The following is a 17,938-nucleotide window of genomic DNA, read 5'->3' on the forward strand; positions in this document are numbered from 1 at the left end:
AGAAAGTCATGAAGTTCAACTCCACTTCTTTCACGAAGTGAAAGTTAGTGTTACTTATGCAACCGCAAAGCGGTTGTAATCCACAAAATAAGCACGAATGACAAGAGAAACGGAAAAAATAAAATTTTCGAGAAAGTCATGAAGTGCAACTCCACTTCTTTCACGAAGTGAAAGTTAGTGTTACTTATGCAACCGTAAAGCGGTTGTAATCCACAAAATAAGCACGAATGACAAGAGAAATGAGAATAAAAGAAGTTTCAAGAAAGTCATGAAGTGCAACTCCACTTCTTTCACGAAGTGAAAGTTAGTGTTACTTATGCAACCGCAAAGCGGTTGTAACAAAAGGCGTATTAAGGCAATTACTTTTTAATGATCACAATGGACAAGCCATTGTGTAAGTATCACTAATCATTAAAATGAAAGTGATACTATATAAGCACTAAAGTGCTAAGCTATTTTAAGGAACGCCTGAGCTAAAGCTCATGCATAAGAAACGCTAAGCACTAAAGTGCTAAGTGTTTCTAAAAATTCTACTTGTATTTTAGAAAGTAAAATGGGAAAATATAGTAGTCTATGGATAGACACTTTTAAAGGAGGTGAATCGACGTGGAAAACTTCGATAAAGTAAAAGATATCATCGTTGACCGTTTAGGTGTTGATGCTGACAAAGTAACTGAAGATGCATCATTTAAAGATGATTTAGGCGCTGACTCACTTGATATCGCTGAATTAGTAATGGAATTAGAAGACGAATTTGGTACTGAAATTCCTGATGAAGAAGCTGAAAAAATCAACACTGTTGGTGATGCTGTTAAGTACATCAATAGCTTAGAAAAATAATAAACTTACATCTGAGTCGTCACTCACGTCGGCTCAGATTTTTTCTTTAGTTTTACTTTATTTTCACGTAAAATTAAGATGTATAAATATTTATTTTAGAGTTAGGAGGTTAGGCAGTGGCTAACCATAAAAAGAGAGAGATGGTCAAAGAATTTCAACAAAAATTTACCAACAAAATGAATGAGTGGGGTTTTAATTTTAATAATATCGATATGTATCAACAAGCGTTCTCACATTCGAGTTTTATCAATGATTTTAATATGAATCGACTTGATCATAATGAACGTTTAGAATTTTTAGGTGATGCGGTATTAGAATTGACGGTTTCACGCTATTTGTTTGATAAGCATCCTCATTTGCCAGAAGGTAATCTGACAAAGATGCGTGCAACAATTGTTTGTGAGCCCTCACTTGTAATATTTGCAAATAAAATTGATTTAAATGAACTTATTTTATTGGGTAAAGGTGAAGAAAAAACAGGCGGTAGAACTAGACCATCATTAATATCTGATGCTTTTGAAGCATTTGTAGGTGCTTTATATTTAGACCAAGGTTTAGATACTGTATGGAAATTTGCTGAGAAAGTCATTTTCCCATATGTAGAAGATGATGAATTAGTTGGTGTGGTCGACTTTAAAACACAGTTTCAAGAATACGTACATCGACAAAATAAAGGTGATGTGACCTATCGCCTTATTAAAGAAGAGGGTCCTGCCCACCATAGGTTATTTACTTCTGAAGTTATTTTAGAAAATAATGCAGTTGCAGAGGGTAAAGGAAAGACGAAGAAAGAATCCGAACAAAAGGCAGCCGAGCAAGCTTATAAGTCAATGAAGAAAAATGAGTCATTTTAATGTAGATGAGTGACATCTATAGAGAAGCATACGCATACATAATTATTAATTAATTAGAAATAGTAATAATGAGATTGTATTGTGACATGCTGATAAACTCAACATGAATGTGATAAGGAGAATAAGATGGTTTATTTAAAATCAATAGATGCCATAGGATTTAAGTCTTTTGCCGACCATACCAATGTCCAATTTGATAAAGGTGTGACAGCTATTGTTGGTCCTAATGGTAGTGGTAAAAGTAATATTACTGATGCAATTAAATGGGTATTAGGTGAACAATCAGCTAAATCGTTACGTGGTTCTAAAATGGAAGATATTATCTTTTCAGGAGCAGAACATAGAAAGGCTCAAAACTATGCTGAAGTAAAACTCAAATTAGATAATCATTCTAAAAAATTGCAGATTGATTCAGATGAATTAGTAGTCACTCGGCGTCTATACCGTAGTGGAGAAAGTGAATACTACTTAAATAACGATCGTGCTCGTTTAAAAGATATTATTGAAATCTTTTTAGATTCAGGTTTAGGAAAAGAAGCATTCAGCATCATCTCACAAGGTAGAGTTGACGAAATTTTAAATGCTAAACCTATCGACCGACGACAAATTATTGAAGAATCAGCTGGCGTATTAAAATATAAAAAGCGGAAAGCTGAATCTATTAACAAGTTAGATCATACTGAAGATAATCTAACTCGTGTTGAAGATATCTTATATGATTTAGAAGGTCGAGTTGAACCACTTAAAGAAGAAGCAGCAATTGCTAAAGAATATCAACAGTTATCCAAACAAATGGAACAAAGTGATGTTATCGTTACGGTACATGACATCGATCAATATACGGAAGACAACACTAAATTAGACCAACGTTTAAATGAGTTGAAAAGTCAGCAAGCAGATAAAGAAGCACAACAAGCTCAAGTAAATCAATTGTTGCAAAAGTTCAAAGGCGAACGTCAGCAAGTTGATTCTGATATTGAAAAATTAAACTATGAATTAGTTAAAACAACAGAAACATATGAACAACTCGCTGGGAAATTAAATGTATTAGAAGAACGTAAAAAGAATCAATCAGAAACAAATGCTAGATATGAAGAAGAGCTTGAGAACTTAAATGCTCAGATTGAATCGATTGATCATGAAAAGCAACAAAATGAAGAAACGTTAAATGAACTTAAAGATAAACAGAAACATTTAAATAAAGAAGTACAAGATCTAGAGTCAATTCTGTACGTATCTGATGAACAACACGATGAAAAGCTTGAAGAAATTAAGAATAATTATTATACGCTAATGTCTGAACAATCGGACGTTAATAATGATATACGTTTTCTTGAACATACGATTAATGAAAACGAGGCAAAAAAATCTAGATTAGATTCGAGACTTGTTGAAGCATTTAATCAGTTAAAAGAGATACAAAATAATATTAATGAAACTGAAAAAAGTTATAAAATTTCTAAAAAGGCTTTAACAGAAGCGGAACAACACATTCACCGTATTGAAAAAGATTTAACCAAATCTAAAAAACAGCAATCTGAATATGAAGATAAGCTGTATCAAGCCTACAGATATAATGAAAAATTAAAATCTAGAATTGATAGTTTAGCTACTCAAGAGGAGGATTATACGTATTTCTTCAATGGGGTTAAACACATTCTCAAAGCTAAAGATAACGAATTGAGAGGAATTCATGGCGCAGTAGCTGAAGTGATTGATGTTCCATCTCAAATGACTCAAGCAATAGAAACAGCTTTAGGTGCATCACTTCAACATGTCATCGTTGATAATGAGAAAGATGGGAGACAGGCGATTCAATTTTTAAAGCAACGCAATTTAGGGCGTGCGACATTTTTACCTTTAAATGTTATTAAGCCACGACATATTGCGTCAGATATTAAAGAGATAGCTCGTCAAACTGAAGGGTTTATTAATATTGCGTCAGATGCTGTAAATGTTTCTTCCAAGTACCAAAGTGTCATTGAAAATTTATTAGGAAATACAATCATCGTTAATGATTTAAAACATGCTAATGAATTAGCTAGAGCTATACGTTATCGTACTCGAATTGTAACTTTAGAAGGAGATGTAGTTAATCCTGGTGGTTCAATGACTGGCGGTGGTGCACGAAAATCGAAAAGTATTCTTTCTCAAAAGGATGAACTATCAAAAATGCGTCATCAACTTGAGGATTATCAACGTCAAACTGCTGATTTTGAACGTCATTTTAAAGAATTAAAAGACAAGTCCGAACAATTAAGTGAGCAGTATTTCGATGCGAGCCAACAATATAATACGTTAAAAGAAAAAGTGCATCATCATGAATTAGAGTTAGATCGTTTAAAAACACAAGAGACGCATCTTAAGAACGAACATGAAGAATTTGAATTTGAGAAAAATGATGGTTATCAAAGTGATAAAAGTAAAGAAACTTTAACGCAAAAACAGGCGCGTTTATCTGAAATCCAACAACAATTGACTGAATTAGAGAGTGAAATTGAACGTTATACTCAATTGTCTAAAGAAGGTAAAGAATCAACAACTAAAACCCAACAACAACTTCATCAAAAACAATCCGATTTAGCAGTGGTGAAAGAGCGAATAAAATCTCAAAAAGTCGAGATTGAACGTTTAGTTAAACAACAAGAATCAACGCAGCAACAAATTAAGACTGTTGAAGAGAAAATAAGGCTGTTTAATTCTGACGAAATGATGGGTGAACAAGCATTTGAGGATTTGAAATCTCAAATTCAAGAACAAGAAGAGGCACGTGATCAGCTTAATCAACAACATGAAGAACTTAAACAACAACGTATCAATCTAAATGAAACGATTGAGAATAATGAAAGTCAGCTACAAGTTTGTCATCAAGATATTTTAGCTATCGAAAATCATTATCAAGATATTAAAGCAAAACAATCAAAATTAGATGTGTTGATTAATCACGCGATAGACCATCTGAATGATGTATATCAGTTAACTGTAGAGAGAGCACGCGCTTTATATGAATCTAATGAACCTATTGAAAGTCTACGTAAGAAAGTCAAACTTACGAAAATGTCTATAGATGAGTTGGGTCCAGTAAACTTAAATGCTATTGAACAGTTCGAGGACTTAAATGAACGTTATACCTTCCTCAATGAGCAACGCACGGATTTAAGAGAAGCTAAAGAGACACTTGAACAAATCATTAATGAAATGGATCGTGAAGTAGAAGGACGTTTTAAAGAAACATTCCATGCGGTACAAGACCACTTTACAACTGTCTTCAAACAATTATTCGGTGGCGGACAAGCTGAACTACGTTTAACAGAAGACGATTACTTATCAGCAGGTGTTGATATTATTGTTCAACCTCCTGGTAAAAAGCTTCAACATCTTTCTTTATTAAGCGGTGGTGAACGCGCATTAAGTGCTATAGCATTATTATTTGCAATTCTTAAGGTACGTTCTGCTCCATTTGTTATACTAGATGAGGTAGAGGCAGCGTTAGATGAAGCAAATGTGATTCGCTACGCTCAATACTTAAATGAACTATCAGAACAAACACAATTTATAGTTATTACTCATCGTAAAGGAACGATGGAGTTCTCTGACCGTTTATATGGAGTCACAATGCAAGAGTCAGGTGTTTCTAAGTTAGTTAGCGTTAACCTAAATACTATAGATGAGGTTATGAAGGAGGAACAAGCATGAGTTTTTTTAAACGCTTAAAAGATAAATTTTCAGGTAAAAGTGAAGATGAGATTCAAAAAGAATTAACTGAAGATGTGGAATCAAACGAAACAAGTGATTCGGATGCATCAAGTGAATCAGGTGAACCCAATGTCACTGATACAATCGAAGAGCCTAAACCTAAGAAAAAACCAAAAAAATTAAGTGAAGCTGATTTCGACGAAGATGGTTTAATCTCAATTGAGGACTTTGAAGAAATTGAAGCCCAAAAAATTGGTGCGAAATTTAAAGCTGGTTTAGAAAAATCACGTCAAAATTTCCAAGAACAGTTAAATAATTTAATTGCACGCTATAGAAAAGTAGACGAAGATTTCTTTGAAGCACTTGAAGAAATGCTTATTACGGCTGACGTTGGTTTCAATACAGTAATGAAATTGACAGATGAATTACGCACGGAAGCGCAAAGACGCAATATTCAGGAAACTGAAGATTTACGTGAAGTTATTGTTGAAAAAATTGTCGAGATTTATCACCAAGAAGACGATCATTCAGAAGCAATGAATCTTGAAGATGGTAGATTGAACGTTATCTTAATGGTTGGTGTCAATGGTGTTGGTAAGACCACTACAATTGGTAAGTTAGCATATCGATATCAACAAGAAGGTAAAAAAGTGATGCTTGCAGCTGGAGATACATTCAGAGCTGGCGCAATCCAACAATTAAAAGTTTGGGGAGACCGTGTAGGCGTGGAAGTTGTAAGTCAGAGTGAAGGCTCTGATCCAGCAGCAGTAGTATACGATGCAATTAACGCCGCAAAAAATAAAGGTGTAGATATTTTAATTTGTGATACTGCAGGTCGTCTACAAAATAAATCTAACTTAATGCAAGAACTTGATAAAATGAAACGTGTAATTAGTCGAGCAATCCCTGATGCACCTCATGAAGCATTACTATGTTTAGATGCTACAACAGGTCAAAATGCGTTGTCACAAGCGCGTTCATTTAAAGACGTGACAAATGTTTCAGGTATTGTATTAACCAAATTAGATGGTACTGCTAAAGGTGGTATCGTTCTTGCCATACGTAATGAATTGCATATCCCTGTTAAATATGTAGGCTTAGGTGAAAAACTTGATGACTTACAACCATTTAACCCTGAAAGTTACGTATACGGTTTATTTGCTGATATGATCGAACAAAATGAAGATATTCCTGATGAATTAATTGATGAATCGTCGAATGAAACTGAAGAAGGTACTCAAGATGGGCCAAGATGATTTAGTTAAAACAATTAGAATGAATTATTTGTTTGATTTTTATCAATCATTATTAACTCAAAAGCAGAAAAGCTATTTGGAATTATTTTATTTACGAGATTATTCATTAAGTGAAATCGCTGATACATTTGAAGTGAGTAGACAGGCAGTTTATGATAATATAAGAAGAACTGGCGATTTAGTAGAAGATTATGAAACTAAACTAGGTTTATATAGAAGATTTGAGAAACGCCAAGAAATTTATGATTTAATGAAACAATCTCTTAATAATCCAGATTTACTAAAAGAATATATCGCTCAATTAGAAGAGTTAGAGTAGTAATAATTAAAAAAAGGAGGGCACTAGTAATGGCATTTGAAGGATTATCCGATCGATTGCAAGCCACGATGCAAAAAATGCGTGGTAAGGGTAAAGTTACTGAAGCGGATATCAAAACAATGATGCGAGAAGTACGATTAGCATTATTAGAAGCCGATGTTAACTTTAAAGTTGTTAAAGAGTTCGTTAAAACTGTTTCTGACCGTGCTTTAGGTTCAGATGTTATGCAATCTTTAACACCCGGCCAACAAGTGATTAAAATTGTTCAAGAAGAACTTACAAGCTTGATGGGTGGAGAAAACACATCTATTAAAATGGCAAATAAACCACCTACTGTTGTCATGATGGTTGGTTTACAAGGTGCCGGTAAAACTACAACTGCTGGTAAATTAGCATTATTAATGCGTAAAAAATATAATAAAAAGCCGATGTTAGTTGCAGGAGATATTTATCGTCCAGCTGCGATTGACCAATTACAAACTGTTGGTAAACAAATTGACATACCTGTATATAGTGAAGGTGACCAAGTTCAGCCTCAACAAATTGTTGAAAATGCATTGAAACATGCTAAAGAAGAACATTTAGATTTTGTCATCATCGATACAGCGGGACGTTTACACATTGATGAAGCGTTAATGAATGAGTTACAAGAAGTTAAAGAAATTTCTAAACCAGATGAAATTATGCTAGTTGTTGACGCAATGACAGGTCAAGATGCTGTCAATGTTGCGCAATCATTTGACGATCAACTAGATGTATCAGGTGTAACTTTAACGAAACTTGATGGTGATACACGTGGCGGTGCTGCATTATCTATACGTTCGGTGACTCAGAAACCTATTAAATTTGTAGGTATGAGTGAGAAATTAGATGGTTTAGAACTATTCCATCCTGAACGTATGGCTTCTCGTATCTTAGGTATGGGTGACGTGTTAAGCTTAATTGAAAAAGCACAACAAGATGTTGACCAAGAAAAAGCTAAAGATTTAGAGAAGAAAATGCGTGACTCTTCATTTACATTGGATGATTTCTTAGAACAATTAGACCAAGTTAAAAACTTAGGTCCTTTAGATGATATTATGAAAATGATTCCTGGGATGAACAAAATGAAAGGATTGGATAAGCTTAATATGAGCGACAAACAAATCGATCATATTAAAGCGATTATTCAGTCTATGACTCCTAAAGAACGTTCAAACCCAGAAACACTAAATGTTTCTCGTAAGAAACGTATAGCTAAGGGTTCTGGTCGTTCATTACAAGAAGTCAATCGTCTTATGAAACAGTTCAATGATATGAAGAAAATGATGAAACAATTTACTGGTGGCGGCAAAGGTAAAAAAGGTAAGCGAAGCCAAATGGAGAATATGTTAAAAGGTATGAATTTACCATTTTAATAAACATTTTTAAAACATCGGACAATTTTGTTGATTGTTCGATGTTTATTAATTGTGGAAACCCTAGCTAAAAGCTAGTGTGTAAGTCCCACTAACTAAATAAATATAAAGGTACGCCTGAGCTAAAGCTCATATACGCCGTGATTGATTGGGAATTATGCTTATAATACCCTAATCAATTGTGCGGGGGCGAGAAGACGAATTCATGATGAATTCTGTCTCGCTCCCATAACCAAATCTACGATTTATTTCATAAATCTAATAGAGGAACACCCTAGCTAAAAGCTAGTGTGTAAGTCCCACTAACTAAATAAATTTAGAAGTGGGGCTTTAGGTAAAGAAAAAAGTCTTTACAAACTTTTGTGTAACTGTTAATATTTATTCTTGTAGAAAATAAAATGAAAACACATAAAGGAGAGTAATTTAAATGGCAGTTAAAATTCGTTTAACACGTTTAGGTTCTAAAAGAAACCCATTCTATCGTATCGTAGTTGCTGATGCACGTTCACCACGTGATGGTCGTATCATCGAGCAAGTAGGTACTTACAATCCAGCAAATGTTAATGCACCAGAAGTTAAAATTGATGAAGAGTTAGCTTTAAAATGGTTACACGATGGTGCTAAACCAACAGATACAGTTCACAACATTTTATCAAGAGAAGGTATCTTGAAAAAATTTGATGAACAAAAAAATGCTAAATAATTAGCTTAAATTGTTGTAAGTCTGAGACATTATTAATGTCTCAGACTTTTTTAACTTTTGGATAGAATTAAACACATTTAAAAGAGGCATGACTTATTCTCTTTTTTCTAAAGTTTCTCTTATATATCATGCTTACATCGTAATTTCCAAACAATTTGAAATGATTGTTATATCACTTTTTATATAACCACGCATACGTGATAAAATATACATAATTCATTTTCAAAAAAGTTAAAAATAGATAGACTAGGAGGGGCGTTGAATGGAAGTAGAAGTAGGACAAATTGTAAATACACATGGAATTAAAGGCGAAATTAAAGTTAAGTCGAATTCAGATTTTACAGAAACACGATTTCAACCAGGTGAAAATTTAATTGTTAAACACAATAATGAAGATATCGAATATACTGTTTCATCTTATCGCATACATAAAGGGTTTCACATGTTAAAATTTGAAGGAATAAACAATATTAATGATATTGAACATCTCAAAGGTGATTATCTATATCAAGAACGTGATCATGAAGATATCGAGTTGGATGAACATGAGTTTTATTATTCGGATATCATAGGATGTACAGTTTTTGATGATACAGATACTCCTATCGGTCGAGTAATTAATATCTTTGAGACTGGCGCCAATGATGTGTGGGTTGTTAAAGGAGATAAAGAGTATCTTATTCCATACATTGAAGATGTGGTTAAAGATATAGATGTGGAAGGTAAATCAATTAAAATTACACCTATGGAAGGATTGTTAGATTAATGAAAATTGATTATTTAACGTTATTTCCAGAAATGTTTGATGGTGTGCTGAATCATTCGATTTTGAAACGCGCTCAAGATAAAGAAATTATTGATGTAAATACAATAAATTTTCGAGATTATTCAATCAACAAACATAATCAAGTGGATGATTACCCATTTGGCGGTGGGCAAGGCATGGTGTTAAAACCTGAGCCTGTTTTTAATGCTATGGAAGATTTAAAAAGAGATGACGATACGCGTGTGATATTAATGTGTCCTCAAGGTAAACCTTTTACTCAAGAGATAGCTCAAGAGTTAAGTAAATCGCAACATATTGTATTTATTTGTGGTCATTATGAGGGCTATGATGAACGAATCAGAGAGCATCTTGTTTCTGATGAAATTTCTATGGGAGATTATGTGCTTACAGGTGGAGAGTTACCTGCAATGACTATGACTGATGCAATTGTGCGCTTGATTCCTGGAGTGTTAGGCAATGAAGCTTCCCATCAAGATGATTCATTTTCAGATGGATTATTAGAATTTCCTCAATATACAAGACCAAGAGAATATAAAGAAATGAAGGTGCCGGATGTCTTATTATCCGGAAATCACGCTCACATTGAACAATGGAGACATGAACAAAAATTGATTCGCACTTACGAAAAACGACCGGATCTTTTAGAAAATTATGAGCTCAGTCAAAAAGATAAAGAAATTTTAGAAACGTACAAAAAGCAATTGAAAAACAAGTAGCGTTATGCTAACATAATTTAAGTGTGAAAAAACACTAAAAATCACTATGATCCGCTGCTATACTTTTGTCTAGGCAAGAACATAGGTTGAAGGAGAGAATTTATAATGAGTAATCATAAGTTAATCGAAGCAGTAACTAAATCACAATTACGTACTGACTTACCTACTTTCCGTTCTGGTGACACTTTACGTGTACACGTTCGTATCGTAGAGGGTTCACGTGAACGTATCCAAGTCTTCGAAGGTGTTGTAATTAAACGCCGTGGTGGAGGAATTTCTGAAACTTTCACAGTTCGTAAAATTTCTTCAGGTGTAGGTGTGGAAAGAACATTCCCATTACACACTCCAAAAATTGAAAAAATCGAAGTTAAACGTCGCGGTAAAGTACGTCGTGCTAAATTATACTACTTACGTAGTTTACGTGGTAAAGCTGCTAGAATCCAAGAAATTCGTTAATCAGCAAACTCGACATTTTCAACACAAGTTATTTGTAACTTGTAATAAAGATAAAGCTTTCAAACATCTTAATCAAAGGTGTTTGAAAGCTTTTTTGTTTCATTTGAATGTTAAGTACTTACAAAATCGTATAAATAAAACACACCATTGTCTTTAAGAATGATATGCCTCCTAAAAGTTGGACTGAAAATCTAAAATTAGGGGCGGACATTTTATAAGTAAATATTACAAATTTTAAATCAAGTTAAAAATAGTTCAAGACTATTTAAATGAATGTCTAAGAATGTCATATTTATACAAAATAACCCATCAACAACTCTGTTGATGGGCAATATTCTAACTTATATTTAATTATTACAATTTAACATTCACTAAAAGGAAATCATTTTCCTCTTAAAAACAGAATTAATATAATAAATCCTGCAACAATATAGTAAAATAATAAAAAATATATCGCATGTATTGGATTGTTGTCTACAATAATTCCTTTATTCCAAATTACTTTAGATATTGTGTACAGACATACAAAAGCCAATGGAAATGCGAATAATATGTATTTTTTCAAAGAACCACATCCTATTTCACTTTACTATTGGCATATCTACTACATTCATCATAAGTCCATGTCAAACTAGCTGCTAATCCAACTACAGTACCTTTACCGCCTAATTTCAATATTATTTTAGCTGCTTTTTGCCAACTTCCTGTAGTCATTGCGTCAATTAAAGTACCCGTAGCAGACACACCTAATATTTCAGGAATTTTATTGTAAAGGCAACCATTACGTACTTTCAGCCATTTCTTCGCATGTTTTTGTTCTGCTGGACTTGCATTTGGCGCATCATCTCCATAATTACCGGCGGCTCTTGATGCTGTTCCGCTATGTTTATATTGATTTGCATCTTGATCTGACAAAAGTAGTCCTTTTTTACTTAACCCATTTATTATTTCTGATTAATATTTGTTATTTTGCAAATTATTCACAATGGTAGATTTTTGATATCCTAAAATTTTACCTTCTGACTTTATTGAAGACTGTTCAAACGTAACCTGTAATGCTTGTGCTAATTCATCGACTTCTTTTTGATTATATTTATGCCCTTCCTCAGCTTTAGAAGAAAATGGAGAAACTACAGTTAATGCTAATACAAACGACAGCAAAGAGATTACAAATCTTGACAATAGTTTATTCATTTTTACAAACAAAACCAAAACTACAATCTTGGTATTTTGTGATACATTTTACTTTTATCATATTGTATAGTTAGGTTTTGTATTATTTCCTATATGTCTGAGTTAAGTTCTTAAACGTCCTATATTAGTTTTTGACTGTTGTTTTAAATAATATTATAAATTAATGTCCAAGCGTTATTTATCACCTGAGAGTTCGCTTTGACTATGTGTAGCATGACCTAGAAAGAAGTATATATGTTCAAAGAGAATCACATATTTCAAAGTATGTCTAAAAAAGGTAACTGGCTATATAATTTTTATAATAATACTAGAATTAAGTCAAAATTTAAAGACTTGTCTCCTAAACAACATTGGAAACAAATCTTTAAAATAACATACTGAACTAAGGTACAACTTTTGGGATTCAATACATAAGTTAACGCAGTTCAAATCAAAATGATTAAACTTTATTTTTTTCTTACTTTTTTAGTAAACATGATACTTAAAATGACTCCAATGATACTTAAAATAATTAACCAATAAAAATGTGACGGTGTGTAAGTCAATCTAATCGTTGTTTGTCCAGCTTTAGCTGGAATTGTAGTCATAATTCCGTTACCTTTTTTTACATCTAAAGGCTTACCGTTGGCTCTAGCTTGCATGCCATTTTCATAAGCTATAGGTAACACGATATATCCGTTATCGTTTTTATTTTTAGTAATCGTATAACCATTTCTCTCTTTTTTTACTTTTACTGAATGTAATTGTTTAGAAGCTTTTTTAAGTGTGTGATAATTTTCCCCATAAATTCCTTTAATCTTAAATCTATACGTACCTTCAGACATATGAATATTAAGTTTGTCTGAAGCTTTCACACGCATTGTTACAGGTGATACCACACGTCGATATTTATATGACAACGCATTTCGATTTTGACTATATTCATTTACGCCAATACTATGTTCCTTATCAGGAGTGAGCATTTCAACATCCATTTCGAGATACATGTCTTTATACTTTTTAGTTAAAGAATGAGGTAATGTGAGTTGAACGCCTCCATTATTTTTATCTACCTTTAGCTGATTTTTCTTTTTCCATTGTGAATCTTTTAATTGTAGTTGAGCATCATTTAATAGATTTTTATTAGGGCTAAACGTAGTGTTAACACTTTTCGTATTATTATCGAATACCACACCTTGAAGCATCGTTTGTTCTCTATCTAGAGGTGAGTTTAAGTTATTAGAATCATAGACTTTATGCGTAATGTGTGCGCTTGGATAAGAAATCGTATTCTTTGAGTGAATCCATTGATCTTTCCCATCTTTGATAAGATCTTTCTTTTTAAATCCATAAGGCATGTTTAAGTCATTAGGATGTCTTAATCTATCTTGTACATTCCATAAAGCCATCAAATTCGCTCGATTACCTAAATAGCGATATGTACTATTTTTATCTACAGGCATGTTGATTTGCATTGTTTTATCATAGTATTTTAAAATTTGACCGTTGAAAATGCTTGAATATAAAGATGTACCATTGTAGTGATATATAAATGGTGAGTTAAGTGCGTAAAATGAAAAATAATCTAATCTTTTCAAAGGATCTAGTTTATCACTAGTCATTTGATTAATTTTATTGTTTAATACTTTACTTCTATAACTTGAATCGTTAATAGTGTCCATCGTAGTTTGGTATGGTTCAATAGTTATTTTTTTTGAATCATTTACCATAATAACTTGTTCAACTAAAAATAGAATAACTAGCCCGATTGCTATCCATTTTCTTTTTAAAAGTGATTTCCTGTATAATAATAAGCCAATAACTATCATTATTATAATTGCAATATACATCCAATTTACAGAGCGATCAGTGTAAGTGATGTAAAAACAGCTATATAAAAATATAGGTATAGCTATAATTAAATAATTCTTTAGAGATAATTCGCTTAAATGTTGTATGAAAAGTGCAATTAAAGCGCCTGATGATAATGCTAAAAAGTAAACCCAACGTCTTTGAGGTAATGAGAATCCATTGAATGCACTATCAAACCATTGTGATAAAGAACCAATGAGTAGTAACCAAGTTGCAATGGCGAATAACTTATAATAATAATGTTGATATAGCTTGAATGAAAATAACGCAATAATTACAATAATAGAAATTGTTATATAAAAACCATCAGTAAATATATTATAATTTTTTTCAAATAAATTGGTTAAAAAGGTAATTCCAAATTTAGGATTCTGTGATCTATCATTATTTAAAAATGAAGAAACACCAGTATAAAGACCAAATAAACTTGATAAAACACTTAATAAAGTAGCGATAACTAATATGTAAAATTTTTGCCAACGATTAACAATATCTTGCGGATGTACTGCAAGGAGGCGATAAATAAAATAAAATCCTAATACAACCGCTTCATAATAACTAAAATAGAAATTAGTGAATAGTGTAAATGTAATTGCAAAGATAAACCATCCTAACTTGCGCTCTCTAAAAAATCTTTCCATAGCCCAAATTGACATAGGTAGCATGATAAGTAAGTTACCATAAAATGACCAAGTAAAATTATAATATGTCATAACGGTAGACATGCCATACAAAATAGTTGCAATAAACATAGGTGCGGGTTTGAATTTCAAATACATAAACAAATAAAAAGTAAAAATCAAAGTAATTACAGTTCGCACATATGCCATAACAAGTTGATTAGTTGGCCAAAAGCTAATGTCATGTGGATTAATATGAATAGTATGTTCAAGTCCCCAAATACATGCAAAATTGATCCACATAAGTGGTGACATTGAGTAGTAATATGCTAATGATTTCACATAATCTCCACCCAAACCAAAAGAGGCATCATAGAACCCTTTAAAAGAAGCAAAATGTTCATACAGATACATTTGGAAAGGCATCATTTGCCTAAAACCATCACCACTTCCACTGAAAACGTCGCCTTTTGTCATGTATTGATAGATAAATGGAAAGTAGAGTATTAATGAAAGGATACAGCTTAATATTAGGATAGATAGAAATCGCCTTTTAGGTGTTTGCCAAAACTTTTTAATCACGGTGAATCCTCATCTTTCTTTTTATTGAATTCGTATATCTTATATATATCATACTAAAAATAATACTTATAAATGAAATAAATATCATTGTTTTCCAATAAGGGGGCTGATATTTAATAATTATAGTTTGATCATTCTTGTTTACTGGAACACCAGTCATCATATAATTTACTTTGTGGATGTTAACTTGACGGCCGTCAATATAAGCACGCATACCAGCTCGATAAGGAATATTTATGGTAGCTAAACCTTTAGAGTGTTGACCGAGATTCACTTTCACACCATTTTTAATATCATTGTAATCCATATTAAAGTTTGCATTATGATGTGCAGTTTTGAGTGTCTTATAATTTTCTCCACTGAGATTGAGTAACTTAAATTTGAAACCGCCATTTGGAGATAATTTAATAGAAATATTGCCGTTTTTATCAGGTTGGGTCCGATAAAGTTGTGTGTTTATCCCAGTTTTGTAGACTGAATTATTATAAAGACGGTTATTAAAGTAATTATTAACATTTACAGTGTAATTACTGTCTGGATTACCTCGTTTAATATATAAAGTTATATAAAAGTCCTGATATTGCTTACGGATTTTTTTAGGTATATGAATGTTAACAATTCCTATATTATTTTTAACTTCTAACTGATTATTTCCTTTACTTTTAATATTCTTAGTAGTTATACGTGCATGTTTTAGTAAATTCTTACTTTGAGAATTGAAATCTTTGCCATTTGAATCTACAATCGCTCCTTTAAGCATTGCATGTTCACGGTCTATCGGTGTTTTTAAGCTTTGACTATTATATAGGTTATTAGTCACTTTAACGCTAGGTAAATTAAGCTGATTTTCATATATGTCATATTGGCCGCTCGATTTCACTTTTTTGAAGTAAGTAGGTATATTATTTTGATATTTTTTTAACATTACATATTTAATTGAGAATAAACTATCGATATTTTGTCTAGCATTAGTCGATTGATAACGACTAAGTGATTCCTCTGCTAAATTAATTTTCAAAGCATCATAATAGAAATCCAAGATATTGTGATGAAAGATACTTGAATAGAGACTCAAACCTTTAAAGTTTTGATACATCGGCGTATTGTCCTGCTCGTTAACCCGCCAATCAATACGTTGGTCATCCTTCTTACTATTCTTCATTTCTTTAACTAATGCTCTTTGTAAATCAGAGCTATATAGACTTGAATTCGCATAAAATGTATTCGCACGATCCTGATGGTCTTGGAAGTAAATTTGATTTTTTATAAAAACAAAACTCACCATCATACTTAAGGCAACAATTGAAATGATATAAATATATGTAAGTTGTATGCGAACCTTTCTCTCTTTTAAAAATAAAATTAATAATCCAATAATTGAAACTACCGGTACAAGTATTAACCATGGTAAGAATTTATGATAACAATAGGCGCTAATATAAATAATGAGTTGGGCGATCAAACTTGTAGTGATATATGATTTAACACTCACCGTTCTAAAGTACTTTACATATAGTCCGATTAATAAAGATGATGAAAAGGCTAAAATAAAATGCCAACGCTTCTGAGGTGCTGAAAATCCATTAAAAATTTGATCTATAAGTGGTATAAAAGTAAATATGATGAGTACTACGGTCATCAGTGCAAATAATCGATAATAGTAGTGTCTATATAATTTAAAGGTTAATATACTTTGAATTGTTAAAAATAAAATGACGATAAGATAGTTATCGAAGAATATGTTTGTATTAATATTCAGATGCTCAAAAGTTGGAACATTTCCAGAGAATGATACCCGTCTATTGTTTACGAAACTTTGTACGCTGTGAAAGAAAATAAATAAGCTATTTCCTAAAGCTAATACTGCTGGGATAAGTAAAGTGCACAAGGTTCTTATTCGTGTTGAATCATCATCAGGATGCCTAAACATGATTCTAATTAAGCCATAAACACTAGCAATAATTAAAAAATAGTAAGCAAAATAGAAATTATTTATTAATACTAATGTAATAGTTAAGATTAACAGACCACTTTTACGTTGTTGAATTGACTTTTCCATGGCCAATAAAAGTAAAGGTAACCAAATAAACACATCACTGAAAAATGGCCAATAAGCTGTAAATCTGAAATAGAGTGGTGAGATTACAAATAAAAATGCGGTAAATATACTCAAAATTTTATTTTTAAAAATGTATTGAGCATATAAAAATGTACAATAAAGCGCAATCGTCCCCTTAAAAATTGAGACGATTAAAGCGTTATTCATCCAAAACATCACTTGATGTGTATCTAAAGATATGAATAATTTTACAAACGAAATAATTAGAACATTAATGATAAATAATAAATTTGTTGAAAAATAATAACTTAAATCAGTGAAGAAATCCCCACCTAAGCCAAAGTTAGACGCATAAAATAGATTCCCTTGATGCCACTGATTGTAAAGATACATTTGTATTGGAACCATTTGTTCCATGCCATCATTTGGACCAGTTGATAAAATACCATCGTGATAAAAACGATATACGACATAACTATGTCCAATAAGTGATAGCACTATAAATAATACGGTATAACTTAAAACTCTTTTCATTAATTACTCCTAAATAACTTGATGCTTGTTATCTAATTCTCTTATTAGTTATTTAAATTGTAGGCGATAGCGTC

General features: G+C 32.1%; 14 protein-coding genes. 10 read left to right on the forward strand and 4 right to left on the reverse strand.

Annotated features, from left to right (window positions below; genetic code table 11):
- The first annotated feature begins 606 nt into the window (after positions 1-606).
- The 10 genes from AC3WQX_RS03355 to rplS all read left to right on the forward strand — a co-directional run bounded on the left by AC3WQX_RS03355 (position 607) and on the right by rplS (position 11,024).
- On the forward strand, positions 607-840 hold the full coding sequence (locus AC3WQX_RS03355; RefSeq protein ID WP_001830184.1) for an acyl carrier protein: 234 nt from the start codon (positions 607-609) through the stop codon (positions 838-840).
- A 140-nt stretch (positions 841-980) separates the two neighbouring features.
- On the forward strand, positions 981-1,694 hold the full coding sequence (gene rnc, locus AC3WQX_RS03360; RefSeq protein ID WP_218926218.1) for a ribonuclease III: 714 nt from the start codon (positions 981-983) through the stop codon (positions 1,692-1,694).
- A gap of 126 nt (positions 1,695-1,820) precedes the next feature.
- Complete coding sequence (gene smc / locus AC3WQX_RS03365; protein WP_023350408.1) at positions 1,821-5,390, forward strand: chromosome segregation protein SMC; 3,570 nt, start codon at positions 1,821-1,823, stop codon at positions 5,388-5,390.
- Positions 5,387-6,646 (forward strand): signal recognition particle-docking protein FtsY, encoded by a 1,260-nt coding sequence (ftsY, locus tag AC3WQX_RS03370; RefSeq protein ID WP_023350407.1) that lies wholly within the window; start codon positions 5,387-5,389, stop codon positions 6,644-6,646. Before smc ends, ftsY begins: the two co-directional genes overlap by 4 nt.
- Positions 6,633-6,965 carry a putative DNA-binding protein gene (locus AC3WQX_RS03375; RefSeq protein ID WP_002435170.1) on the forward strand — a complete coding sequence of 111 codons (333 nt, stop codon included), beginning with the start codon at positions 6,633-6,635 and terminating at the stop codon, positions 6,963-6,965. The genes ftsY and AC3WQX_RS03375 overlap by 14 nt, the downstream gene beginning before the upstream one ends.
- Before the next feature lie 29 nt (positions 6,966-6,994).
- The gene (ffh, locus tag AC3WQX_RS03380; protein ID WP_002435148.1) at positions 6,995-8,362 is read left to right on the forward strand and encodes a signal recognition particle protein; all 1,368 of its coding nucleotides are present in this window, start codon (positions 6,995-6,997) and stop codon (positions 8,360-8,362) included.
- A gap of 427 nt (positions 8,363-8,789) precedes the next feature.
- The gene (gene rpsP, locus AC3WQX_RS03385; RefSeq protein ID WP_002453071.1) at positions 8,790-9,065 is read left to right on the forward strand and encodes a 30S ribosomal protein S16; all 276 of its coding nucleotides are present in this window, start codon (positions 8,790-8,792) and stop codon (positions 9,063-9,065) included.
- Between the two features lie 262 nt (positions 9,066-9,327).
- Positions 9,328-9,831, forward strand: a complete 504-nt coding sequence (gene rimM, locus AC3WQX_RS03390; protein ID WP_023350406.1) for a ribosome maturation factor RimM — start codon at positions 9,328-9,330, stop codon at positions 9,829-9,831.
- Complete coding sequence (gene trmD / locus AC3WQX_RS03395) at positions 9,831-10,568, forward strand: tRNA (guanosine(37)-N1)-methyltransferase TrmD (RefSeq protein ID WP_023350405.1); 738 nt, start codon at positions 9,831-9,833, stop codon at positions 10,566-10,568. The genes rimM and trmD overlap by 1 nt, the downstream gene beginning before the upstream one ends.
- A gap of 105 nt (positions 10,569-10,673) precedes the next feature.
- A complete protein-coding gene (gene rplS / locus AC3WQX_RS03400; RefSeq protein WP_002436293.1) occupies positions 10,674-11,024 on the forward strand; it encodes a 50S ribosomal protein L19 in 351 nt (116 codons plus the stop codon).
- A gap of 576 nt (positions 11,025-11,600) precedes the next feature.
- Here the strand turns inward: rplS and AC3WQX_RS03405 are convergent.
- From AC3WQX_RS03405 to AC3WQX_RS03420, 4 genes are all read right to left on the reverse strand, one after another.
- Positions 11,601-11,939 carry a hypothetical protein gene (locus AC3WQX_RS03405; RefSeq protein ID WP_023350404.1) on the reverse strand — a complete coding sequence of 113 codons (339 nt, stop codon included), beginning with the start codon at positions 11,937-11,939 and terminating at the stop codon, positions 11,601-11,603.
- A 39-nt stretch (positions 11,940-11,978) separates the two neighbouring features.
- Positions 11,979-12,185: a hypothetical protein gene (locus AC3WQX_RS03410; RefSeq protein ID WP_226859621.1), complete on the reverse strand. Its 207-nt coding sequence runs from the start codon at positions 12,183-12,185 to the stop codon at positions 11,979-11,981.
- Between the two features lie 479 nt (positions 12,186-12,664).
- Positions 12,665-15,271, reverse strand: coding sequence for a YfhO family protein (locus tag AC3WQX_RS03415; protein WP_492739800.1), 2,607 nt, complete (start codon positions 15,269-15,271; stop codon positions 12,665-12,667).
- Positions 15,264-17,864 (reverse strand): YfhO family protein, encoded by a 2,601-nt coding sequence (locus AC3WQX_RS03420; protein ID WP_023350400.1) that lies wholly within the window; start codon positions 17,862-17,864, stop codon positions 15,264-15,266. The genes AC3WQX_RS03415 and AC3WQX_RS03420 overlap by 8 nt, the downstream gene beginning before the upstream one ends.
- Positions 17,865-17,938 lie beyond the last annotated feature (74 nt).

Source organism: Staphylococcus sp. FW104-15G4D, from assembly GCF_058790135.1.